Here is a 12,211-nt window from a genome sequence, read left to right as displayed (position 1 = left end):
ATGAGCTTTGACATCGAAGCAGCCCGCAGCGAGGGCTATAGCGACGACGAGATCGCCGACCACCTGGCAACCAAGCAGAACTTCGACATTGCCGGCGCGCGTAAGGCGGGTTGGTCATCGGCGGAGATCCTGCCGCGTCTGCTCAAGGGCGTGGCGCCCAGGCCGCCGGCACCTGCGCCGGTTGCGGCCTCGCCCAGCGGCAGCATGCTGGACTCGAGTCCCAGCTTTGCCAGCCTGGCCAGCGAGCCGACCCCGGCGCCCATCGAGGCGATGCAGCCCAGTTCGGCACCGGCACCGCGTGCGCCCGCGCCGCCTGCGATCCGTCCTCAGGGCCGCAGCCTGGGCGTCAGCTTCAGCCCTGCGAGCGCACCGAAGAGCCCGGATCAGGTACTGGACCGCCCCGGCCACCAGGAGACGGCTGCTGATCGTGCCGCCCGCGCTGACTGGGACAGCCTGAGCGACCAGGGCCAGGCTAAGGCCATGGACCGCATGCGCTACGAGGCTGGCACGCGCAGCGGCGCCAGCATCACGGCCGCGCCCGAACCGGGCTTCGTGCAGCGCGCGCTCGACACCACGGTTCGCAAGCCGCTGGACAACTCGCTGTTAGGCGCCGTCGTCGAGACGGGCGGCGATGCCGTCCGCGGGGTGGCTCGTGCCGGCGTGAACCTGGGGCAATCCGCCTGGGGCGCCATCCAGGCTGGTGCCGATGCGGTGGGCGCCGAGGGCCTGGGCGACCTGGCCGGCGAGAGCGTGAAGGCGGGCCAGCGCACCAATGCCAGGCTCACGAACAAGCGCGACCCGGAGAGCCTGACGACGAAGGTGTTCGAGTCGACCTTCACATCGGTGCCGCTGGCGCTGGCCGCGCCGGGTGCGCCGCTGCGCGCGCTGATGGCGCAGTCGGCCGCGCAGGAGTACGGCGAAAGCCGCGCCCGCGGCCTGGACGGCAACGCAGCCGCCGAGCGTGCGGTGTGGATGGGGCTGGCCGAAGGAATCGGCGAGCGCTTCGGCATGCCGCAGCTGCAGGCGCTGTTCTCGCGCGCCGCCCAGCAGGCGACCGGGAAGGAGCTGGGGCACATCCTGGCCGACATGCTCGTGAAGGAGCAGATCGGCGAGCAGGTCACCACGGCCCTGCAATCGGCCTACGAAGTCGCGGGCACGCACGGGCAGCAGCCCAACATGACGCTCGACGACTACCTCGGCCAGGTCGTCGAGACGGCCAAGGTGACGTTCGGCCAGAGCCTGCTCACCGGCGGCCTCGCGGGTGGCGTGAAGAAGGTGGCCGGCCGCCAGAGCCAGGCCAACGACCTGGCCGGGGCGTTGGAAGGCGACATCCACGAGACGCCGGACGAGGCGCTGAACCGCGCGATCGACGCCAGCCCTTTCGGCATCGCGCGTCAGGGCGGGTTCCATGTGGACCCGCCATTGACCACCGACGCGCCACTCGCGCGCAGGAAGAAGGTCGAGGACATCTTCCGCAACGCGGCTTCTACCGTGGGCATGGTGCCGGGCGCTGTCGAGGCCGCCATCAAGGCGGCAGCGCAGCGGCCCATCGGCGACATCGGCGGGTTCTTCGCCCGGTTCACGCGCACGGCGCGCGAGAAGGGCCTGAGCGGCGGTGATGTGGACCCGTCGATCACCGACGCCCTCGCGCACGGCCCGCTGGACGTGACGCCCCAGCTGCGCGCCGAGGCCGTGGAGCGCCTGCTCGACGACGGCGCCGGGCTGGCGGCCGACGATCAGCCGGCGCAGGCACAGGGCGCGGTCGCGTCCGAAGGGGCGGGGGGTTCCCAGCCGACGCCTGCGCCGGTGCCGGCGCCGATCCCCACAGATGACGACAGGCTCGCAGGAAAGAGGGCAGCATGGCAGGCGCAAAAGGCGACCGGTGCGCCTGACGACGTGGCTGCAGCAGCCGTGCAAACCTACCAGGAGAAGGCTAACGCCGCCGGCAAACCGATGGTGTTGTGGCGCCATCCGACCAGCGGAACCCTTGGCTTCGTCCCCGAAGGGCAGAAGGGGCCGTTTCAGAATGGCCAAGCGATTGCCACGATCCACCCTGAACAAGCGTCGGCAGCAACCTCGGTTGACGAGGGCGCCCACGCTGCGGCCACCAGTCCGACGAACGAGCGGCCCGAGCCCACCCAGGCCCAGAAGGAGGCCGGCAACTACGCGAAGGGGCATGTCCGCATCGGCGGCCTGGACCTGGCCATCGAGAACCCCGAGGGCAGCGTGCGCCGCGGCGTCGACCGTGACGGCAAGGCTTGGGAGAGCACCCTCGCCAGTCACTACGGCTACATCAAGGGCACCGTCGGCAACGACAAGGACCATGTCGACGCCTTCGTGAAGCCCGGCACCGCGCCGGACTACGCCGGCCCGGTGTTCGTCGTCGACCAGGTGCACCCGGAGACTGGCAAGTTCGACGAGCACAAGGTCGTGCTCGGCGCCGCTGACGAGGCGGAGGCCGAGCAGATGTACCGCGCGAACTACGCGAAGGACTGGAAGGGGTTGGCCAGCATCACGCGCCTGCCCATGCCGGCGTTTCGGTCGTGGGTGAAGGACGGCACCAAGAAGCAGCCGCTGGGCGATCTGGTCCGCTGGAAGGCCTCCGCTCCTACAGCGCAACCCGGCGCAGGTGAAGCACCCGCGTCGCCCATTTTCGAGACTATGACCAAGGCCGACGGCACGCTGCTGGTGTTGGGCGAGCCGGAGGCGATCAAGGCAGCCCTGCCGAACTTCAAGGGCATCGCGGGCAAGCGCGGTGTGACGTTCGGCAAGAGGTGGGTCAAGGGTGTTCAGCAAGCAGTCGAGGCACTCAATGCAGCCAGTCAGAACGCAGTCCCCACGGGCGGACAAGCGCCGGCAGATCAGGGAAGCGCTGCACGAGCAGCAGCGCCTGAAGGAGGGGGTGGAGTTCCCGCAGCGGGAGCCCCTGCCGCTCAAGCCGCTCGGGTAACGAAGAAGTCCAAGCGGGTCAAGCTGGACCCGGAGCGCGACACGCTGCTGCAGGCGGTCGCGAAGATGGGCGGCCTCAACCGCGAGGAGGTGGCGCGCGAGTTCGGCATGAAGCCGGAGGAGCTGAAGTCCACCGTCCAGGTCGGCAACCTGAAGGGATTCCCGTTCCGCAAGACCGGCGGCCTGTCCATCGACGGCGTGGCCGAGCAACTGCGCGAGGCGGGCTACTTCGATGGCGTCGCCGACGACGAGATCCGCATCGAGCTGGAGACCGCCATCTTCGACGAGCTGGGCGGCCGGCCGCGCCTGAGCACGCTGGGGCAGATGCGCTCGGCAGAGCAGCGCGGGGCAGAAGCCCAGGAGCAGGCCGAAGAACTCTCCCACGCCGAGCAGGCGGAGTGGGAGGCGCTGACCGCCAAGGCCGGCATCACGCCGGCAGACATGGCGAGCCTGGAGGATGACGACATCCCCGGCTTCGACGACAATTTCAGCACCGACCCGCGTGCGCTCGCCGCCTTCCTTGGCGAAACCTACGATGAGGCCACCCATGACCAGCAAGCCCGCCAAGACGCCCAAGGCAGCTCAGCGCGCCGAGACGCTGAAGAAGATCGCCGCGATGCCGCGCGAGGACCGGACGCGCCTGCAGGAACTCGAAGCCAAGCGCCGGGGCCTGATGCTGCCGCCGAAGGTCTGACGCTCACCTCGCCGACGCGCGAGGACCTGCAGACCCAGGCCGGGCGCGACCAGCGCGCCAAGGCCAGCGATGCCGCCGAACAGAAGCGGCTCTCCGACAAGGCAAAGGCCGACGCCGAGCGCGACGAGTTCACGCTGACCGGAAGCGACTCCGCGGCCGACGTTGCCGCGGCAGCGGGGCAGGGCGGCCTGTTCGATGCACCGGCACCTGCGAAGCCCAAGGTCAGCGAGAACACCGTCTTCACGGAAGACGCAGCTGCACGGGCGCGCGCTCGCCTCAAGTCGAAGCTGGGCCAGCTGAACAGCGGCATCGACCCTGAGACGCTGGTGGACGGCATCACGTTGGCCGGCTATCACATCGAGCGCGGGGCGCGCACGTTCGCCGCCTACGCCAAGGCGATGCTGGCGGACCTGGGCGATTCGGCCCGCCCGTACCTCAAGAGCTGGTACATGGGCGTGCGGTACGACCCGCGCGCTGCGGGCTTCGACGGCATGAGCGGCGCGGCTGAGGTCGACGCCATCGATGTAGCTACTATCTCCGCCGATCAGGGGGAAACCGATGTACCAAACGCCGCTGCCAATCTGGAACGAGATCGCCAAGACGCAGGAACTGGCGACGCCACAGTGGCGCAGGTTGCTGAACCTGGACCCCGAGGCGATGCCGTCGGCGATCAAGGACCTGGAGACACGCCTGGAGCAGAAGGGGGCCGACCCGCGTTCGATCCGGGCGTACCTGCTGACGGCGCCGCTGCTGGCGGAGAACGAGGCGATCAGCCGGTACGTGGAGGCGTCCGGGAATCCGGGCCTGCGGGCTTCCCTGCCGGAACTGACGTCAATCAACGAAGCGCTCGTGCTGGCAAGCCACGAGTTCCGGCTGAGTCCGTCGCAACAGAGCATGTTGCGCAAGCTGCTGTTGGCGGACTACGAGACGGCGACAAGCGGCGCGCCCAGCGCCTAGCCGAGTCGGTCCCGACGAAGTCGGGGGACCTAGCCAACATCCGCGAGTCGCTGCCCTACCTGCTGCCTGAGCAGCAGGAGGACGTGCTCAAGGCTGAAACCCGCTTCGCCGAGCCCGATGGCTACGGCATGCTGTACACGAACGGCACCGGCACCGGCAAGACCTTCACCGGCCTGGGCGTGGTCAAGCGCTTCACCCGCCAGGGCAAGACCGACACCCTCATCGTGGTGCCAGACGCGAAGATCATGGCCGACTGGGTGGATTCGGGCCGTGCGCTCGGCCTGGACATCGCCGCGCTGGAGAACACCGGCGACGCCGGCAAGGGCGTGACGATCACGACCTACGCGAACCTCGGCCAGAACGATGCGCTGGCCGGCCGCAGCTGGGACCTCGTCGTGCCTGACGAAGCCCACAGCCTCATGCAGAGCGCCGACGGCGACGAGTCGCTGGCGCTGAAGGCGTTGCGCGCGATCAGCCTGCACCCCAGGGGTATTCACGACCGGTACACCATGCTGAACCGGCCGGACATCGACCGTCTTGCCGAGATCGGCAAGCAGATCGACGCCAACGACAAGATCCTCGGCAACGACGACACGATGCAGGAAGTGGCCGCCTCCCTGCGCGCCGAGAACACCAAGCTGCGCGCTCAGCACACGGCGCTGAGCAAGAAGCTCGACGCCGCCCGTCAGGCGGTGCGTGATGACGTGCAGGCCCGCCAGCTGGCCCAGCGCACCCGCGTGACGTTCCTGTCTGCCACCCCCTTCGCCTACGAGAAGACCATCGACTGGGCCGAAGGCTATCTGTTCGACTACGGCGACGGGCAGCGCGACACCGGCGGCCAGGCCTACAACGAGGGCGACGCGCGGGCCAAGTTCTTCATGCAGCACTTCGGCTACCGCATGCGCTACAACAAGCTCACCGCGCCCGACGCCAAGGTCGACAGCGGGCTGATGCAGCGCCAGTTCAACGCCTGGCTGAAGAAGCGCGGGGCGCTGTCCGGCCGGCAGCTCGAAGTGCCGGCCGACTACGACCGCAAGTTCGTGCTGGTGGACTCGGCAGTCGGCAACGAGATCGACCGCGCCATGGAGTGGATTGGCGACCAGACCAAGCAGACGCACGAGACGCTGAAGAAGCAGGAAGACGGTGTCAACGGCTTCGCCATGCTCGACAACGAGCTGCGCGAGCGGCTGTACAGCAAGCAGGGCCATCTGGTGCGGCGCTACCTGCTGGAAGCCATCAAGGCGAAGGAGGTCGTGCAGCATGTGCGCGACCACATGGCCATGGGGCGCAAGGTCGTGGTGTTCCACGACTTCAAGAAGGGCGGGGCGGTGAACCCGTTCCATTTCACGCCCGTGACGCCCGGCCAGATCGAGAACGAGGACGGCGCCAAGCGCGCCGCCATGGCCGAGGCCTACAACGGGGCCGTCGCCCAGTTCCGGGCGGAGTTCCCCAGCCTCGTCGGGGACCAGTTGCTGTCCGACCTGCTTTCGCCCATCACGCGGTTCACGCAGGAATTCCCCGGCGTGCTGCTCATCAACGGCAACGAGAAGCCGGGCGACCTGCTGGACCGCTACAAGGCCTTCCAGTCCGACGACACCGGCCCGCTCGTGGCCCTGGTGCAGTCTGCCAAGAACAAGGGCTGGAGCGGGCACGACACGACCGGCAAGCATCAGCGCGTGCTCTTCAACCTTGGCTTGCCCACGCAGCCGACCATGTCCATCCAGCAGGAGGGGCGCATCTACCGCACCGGCCAGGTCAGCAACGCCATGTTCCGCTACCTGAACACCGGCACCAACTGGGAGCGCTGGGCGTTCGCCCAGACCATCGCCGAGCGCGCCAGCGCGGCCGAGAACCTGGGTAGCGGCGAACTCGCCCGCGCGCTGAAGGACGCCTTCATCAGCGGCTTCGAGGAAAGCGGCGACTTCCCGGCCGGGCACGAAGGCGAGGGCACCGGCGGCAAGGCGCGCGACCGCGCCGCCAATACCGCGATCACGGCCTACGACCGGGCGAAGTCGTTCTACTTCGGCACCCAGAAGAAGACGGCCAAGACCAAGGCCCAGGAGGGCACGGACTACTTCGCCACCCCGGAGCCCGTGGGCTTCAAGATGGTGGAATGGGCCGACCTGCGCGGGGGCGAAGACGCGCTTGAGCCCAGCGGCGGGCATGGCGCCATCGCGCGCTGGTTCCCTGAGAACGTGAACCGCACGGCCGTCGAGCCCAGCAGCGCGCTCGGCTCGCGCATGGCGATGGTGTTCGACGGCAAGATCGTCCGGGGCACCTTCGAGGACCTGCACGTCGTCAACAAGTTCGACGCCATCGTGATGAACCCGCCGTTCGGCACCGCCGGCCGCACGGCCGTCGACCACCTGGCCAAGGCGGCGACGCACTTGCGCGACGGCGGCCGGGTCGTGGCGCTGATCCCCACGGGGCCGGCGGCAGACAAGAAGTTCGACGCCTGGTTCTACGAGGAGCAGACGAAGCCGCTGAAGCCGATGCTGACGCACCCCACGCTGGGGCCGATCTACATCGGCGACACCATCAAGTCGCGCGCCTCCTGGGCGCCGGAGGGCCGCGTGGCCGCCGGAACCGCCCAGGGCGACGGCGTGATGGTGAAGGTGGCCGGCAAGACCGGCACCAGCCTGGTGACCACGCAGAGCATCACCGACGTGCAGCCGACAGGCCCGCGCACAACGACTTTCCGACCGACGGAAGGCATGCACCTGGTGGCCGACATCAAGCTGCCGCAGGTGACCTTCGAGCGCGCGGCTACCAACGTGGCCACCCGCATCGTGGTGATCGACAAGCTGGCCAAGGACCAGGCCGCGCCGGCGCAAGTCTCCCGGGACTACAGCAGCGTCGAGGACATCAACGAGCTGTTCGACCGCATGGAGGACGCCGAGATCCCGAAGCGGACCAAGGCCATGGTCGAGGAAGCAGAACCCGCGCAGCCGGCGCGCTCAGCCAAGAAGGCCGAGCAAGTCGCCGCTGCAGCACGGGGTGCTGAAGTGGCCCAGGCCACCGGCCAGAAGATCGTCGAGCACACCACGGGCAAGGGCAATGTCCTGCGTGGCGTCGTGCGCACCGACCTGCTCCCCGGCCAGGCCAAGCAGGTCGACGAGTACACCTTCAAGAAGGACGGCGGCTGGTTCATTCGTGAGAAGCACATCGAGCGGCTGGCCGAGCTGTTCCCAGACCCCAAGCTGTCGCTGGCCGACGAAGGATCGAGCAATGCCACCGCGCAAGACATCCCCGCCAGCACCGACCCCGAGGCCGTGCGAGTTGCTGCGCGCGTTCAGAGCGTTATCGACCGAGCAACTAGTCGACCTGGCAAACACCGGGTCCTTCCGGTGGGAGGAGCTGACGTCAGCCCTGAACTTCGAAGCGCTCGCGGCCTCGCCCGCGGAGTGTTCGGCCACGCCGTGCACTTCGTCCGGAATGCCGAGGGCCCCATCTTCCACGGCATGACGCTGCGCATGGAGCCGGGCGGCAAGGACACCGTCGTGATCGACGTTGGCACTCCGAAGCCGGTCATGGCCGTGATGGGGCACGAGCTACTGCACGTCCTGCGCGCAACGAACCCGGCGATCTACGACGACCTGAAGGCCCGCCTGGACAAGGTGACCCTGGGCGCGTCCGTCTATGGCCGCAAGCTCAATGCCCGCCGCAAGGTGGCGAAGCTCCCGCCGTTGAATGACGACGTGCTGGCCGAGGAGCGCATTGCCGACATCGTCGGCGACCAGTTCACCGAGCCGGCTTTCTGGCGCGAGCTGGCCCACGTCAATGGCGGCGGCTTCCGCCGCGTGGCCGATGCCATCCTGTCGTTCATCGACGACGTGCTTGCCAAGGTGCTGAAGCGTCGCCCATTCGGGTCGGATGAGTACGTCAAGGACATGCGTGCGGCACGTGCTGCAGTGGTCGATGCGATGGCCGCCTTCTCCAAGTCACAGGGCATCGGCAACCTGAGCGAAGCGCGCATGTCGTTGCGCGACGGTGCCTACGTGGCGCTGGACGACGAGGGCCGCCCTGAGTTCGCCAACGACCGGGTCCGCGTCGCGTTCCCCGTCGAAACCGAGCGCCTGGAAGTCATCCCCGACGAGGGCGAGCAGATCCTGAGCTACGCCATCATGCCGGCCGACAGCTTCGGCGTGCTGGGCCGCGTCGACTTGCTGGTCAAGGACGGGGTGCCGCTGGCACTGCTGGACATCGAGGTCGACGCTGACGGCCGGCAGACCGGCATCGGGCGCGCGGCCGTTGAGGCCATCCTCGCCGGCACCGACGGTGATCTGGCAATCAGCAATATCGTGACGGAGGCCCGGGGCTTCTGGGACAAACTCGGCGTGCCGGAGCAAAATCTGCCCGACGGCCATGCCTACGACGGAATCCTCAATGCAGAAACGTACCGCCCAGGATCTCGGGATGACGCCCGCTCAGATGAAGCAAGCGCTGGCGGACCAGCGCAATCGGAAGATGCGCGAGATGATGGACCGCGTCGCGAAGCTGACGCCGAAGCAGAAGGTGGACTTCGAACAGCGAATGACCAAGGCCAAGACGGCGACGAAGGCGTAAGGTTCAGCCTTGCCGGCAAGACGCCGGAGGAGCGCGCAGCTCTAGCCCGTGCTGGTATCGGTGCAGGCCCTTCCATCAAGACCCGGGTTTCCGGCGCCTACAGCCGCTCCATCGACCTGCTGCGCTCGCGCGACGAACTGACGGCGGAGTTCCGGCAAGGCGCGCTCGACCAGTTCCACGGCATCAAGCGCGCCATCGAGCGCGACCTCGGCGCGCTGGGCGTGGACCAGGACCCCTACGTGGCCGCCCGCCTGGCCAATGGCGGCACCAGCTCGGTGATGCGTGGCTTGCTCTTGCACGGGCAGGCCGCGTGGTCGCCCAACATGCAGCACCTGGTGAAGGTGCCCGGCTCGAAGGGGCTGCTGGATATCCTGGCGCCGCTGGGCGAGGACGTGAGCGACTTCTTCGGATGGATGATCGGCAACCGCGCCGCCCGCCTGATGAACGAAGGCCGCGAGAACAACTTCACCGCGGACCAGATCAAGGCGCTGCAGGGCCTGGCCGGCAGCCGCCGGGCCGAGTTCGTCAAGATCGCCGGGGAGTACAGCGCCTTCAAGCGCAGCGTGCTGGACATCGCCGAGGGCGCCGGCCTCATCGACCCGGCGGGCCGCAAGGCCTGGGACCACGCCGACTACATCCCCTTCTACCGGCAGATCGACGAGAAATCGACCTTCAGCCCCACCGGCCGCAAGGGACTGGCCGGGCAAAGCTCGGGTGTGCGCACGCTGCGGGGCGGCACGGCCGCGCTGAACGACCCGGTCGAGAACCTGCTGATGAACTTCAGCCGGCTGGTGGACGCCAGCCTGAAGAACAACGCCATCCGCAAGACCATCGCCACGCTTGAGAACGGCAACAGCCAGGCAGTCGAGAAGGTGGGCTACGACATGGTGGGGGCCATCATCCCCACCTCGCAGGTGAAGCGCCTGCTGGTGGACGCCGGCACGCCGCAGCCGGCGCTGGACGCCGTGCCGCCGGAGGCCTTCGAGGGCATGGCGCGCATGTGGGCGATCCAGGCGCCGAGCGACCCTGACGTGGTGCGCGTGATGCGCGATGGCCGCCCGCAGTTCTACCGCGTGGCGGACCCGCTGCTGCTGCGCGCCTTGACCAGCTTCGTGCCGTTCGACTTCCCCGGCCTCGGGGCGGCGCGTGCCTTCAAGCGCCTGCTGACGGCGACCGTCACGGCCACGCCGGACTTCATGCTGCGCAACTTCGTCCGCGACTCAGCTGCGGCCCAGGCGATCACGCGAGACGGGTTCAACCCCGTGCACTCGCTGACTGGCATTGCCAAGAGCTTCGCCGAATCGGCCGCGTCCGAGGCCATGCTGTTTGCCGGCGCGAGCTTCCAGTCTGGCAACGTCAACGCGGCCGACCCCACTGGCACCGCCGTCGCCATCCGCCGGGCGCTGCGCTCGCGCGGCATGAATGCCTCCTCCATCGACGGCTTCGTGTCGACGGTGCTGGACACGCCGGCCAAGTTCTGGGAGCAGTACCGCCGCGTGGGCGAGGCCATCGAGAACGCCAACCGGGAAGCCGTCTATGAGGCCGCCGACAAGGCCGGCCGCGGGGCGACGGCCGCCGCGTTCGAGGCCAAGGACCTGATGGACTTCAACCTCCGCGGCAGCTGGGCGGCCTACCAGCTGCTGGCCGACGTGCTGCCGTTCTTCAATGCCCGGGTGCAGGGGCTGTATCGCCTCGGGCGCAGCGACCCGAAGCGCCTGGTGGCGGTGGGCTCGCTCATGATGGCCGCCACGGTCATGCTCGGCTTCGCCAACGATGGCGACGACTGGTATGAGGAGCTGCCGGACTGGGACCGCGACACCTACTGGCACTTCCGAATCGGTGGCCATCACTTCCGCTTGCCCAAGCCGTTCGAGCTGGGCGTTCTCTTCGCCACCATCCCCGAGCGCCTGGGGCGTTCGATCAAGGGGCTGGACACCGGCAAGAAGACGCTGAGCCGGACGTGGGCCAACGTGCGCGACCAGCTGGCTTTCGACCTGGTGCCGCAGATGTTCCGGCCGGCGCTCAACGTGGCGATGAACCACGACAGCTTCCGGGACTCGCCCATTGAGAACATCGGCGACGAAGGCAAGCTGCCGTCATCGCGCTACAGCGCCAGGACCTCGGACACCATGCGCGTGCTGGCCCAAGGGGCGGCGCCGGTGGCTGACGCCACAGGGATGAGCCCGAAGCGGATGGAGTACCTGGTGGGCGGCTACCTCGGCACCGTGGGCACCTACGTGCTGGGGGTCAGCGACATGGTCGTGCGCGAACTGGAAGGCAAGCCGCCCGGTCCCGCGCTACGCGCCGACGACCTGCCGGTCGTGAAGAGCTTCTATCGGGTGGACCCTGCCAGGTCGACGGTCTTCGAGAGCGACCTCTACAAGCTGCGCGAGGAGGCCCAGCAGATCGCCAAGACGCTGAAGGCGCACGCCAAGTCTGGCGACCTGGAGCGCGTGGCCGAGCTGCGCCGGGACAACGCCAAGGTGTTGGCGGTGGAGCCGGTCGTCACCGAGGCCGGCCGCAAGCTGTCGCAGTTCTCGAAGGCGCACGACGCCATCGTCGCCGACGCGAAGCTCACCCCGGCCCAGAAGCGCGAGAAGATCGACGCGCTGCAGCTGCGGCGGAACGACCTGGCCAAGCAGGTGATGACGGCGCCGGCCGTCAGGGCTACGCAGTGATGCGTTGAGCGATGAACTGGACGACCACGGCCGCAGCGCCGAGGCCGCCCAGGACCATCAAGACGGTGATGAAGCCATCGCTCCCGCGGTGGCCCCGTCGCTCGTACTGCCAGATGCCCAACGCGATCATGCCCAGGCCGAGGGGCAGGGCAGGGGTGGCAAGCAAAACCAGGCCGAAAACGACCAGGGGCAGCATCAGGGCGAGTCGCACGGGCGGCGATGCTACGCGCTCGGCTGGCATTGTTGTCCAGACAGCTGCCCCGGCTTGCCCTTCAGAATCAGTTCCATCTCCTCCGCCGTCGGTACCCGCAGCATCCAGCTCTGGCGGTAGCTGCACTCGCTGAGCGTGTCATGGGGGATGCGCTCG

General features: G+C 68.4%; 2 protein-coding genes. One reads left to right on the top strand and one right to left on the bottom strand.

Annotated features, from left to right (window positions below; translation table 11 throughout):
* Positions 1–11,844 carry an LPD38 domain-containing protein gene (locus tag VGF12_RS06950; protein WP_331175311.1) on the top strand — a complete coding sequence of 3,948 codons (11,844 nt, stop codon included), beginning with the start codon at positions 1–3 and terminating at the stop codon, positions 11,842–11,844.
* On the opposite strand, the gene VGF12_RS06945 is transcribed toward VGF12_RS06950, so the two are convergent.
* Positions 11,834–12,055 (bottom strand): hypothetical protein, encoded by a 222-nt coding sequence (locus tag VGF12_RS06945; protein ID WP_331175310.1) that lies wholly within the window; start codon positions 12,053–12,055, stop codon positions 11,834–11,836. The two genes, VGF12_RS06950 and VGF12_RS06945, sit on opposite strands and share 11 nt — an antisense overlap.
* Positions 12,056–12,211: the final 156 nt, after the last annotated feature.

Source organism: Roseateles sp., assembly GCF_036404855.1.
In the GTDB taxonomy this organism is placed as follows: Bacteria; Pseudomonadota; Gammaproteobacteria; order Burkholderiales; family Burkholderiaceae_C; genus Pelomonas.
The sequence above is the reverse complement of the archived record's forward strand: the minus strand, read 5'-3'. Positions and strand labels throughout refer to the sequence as shown.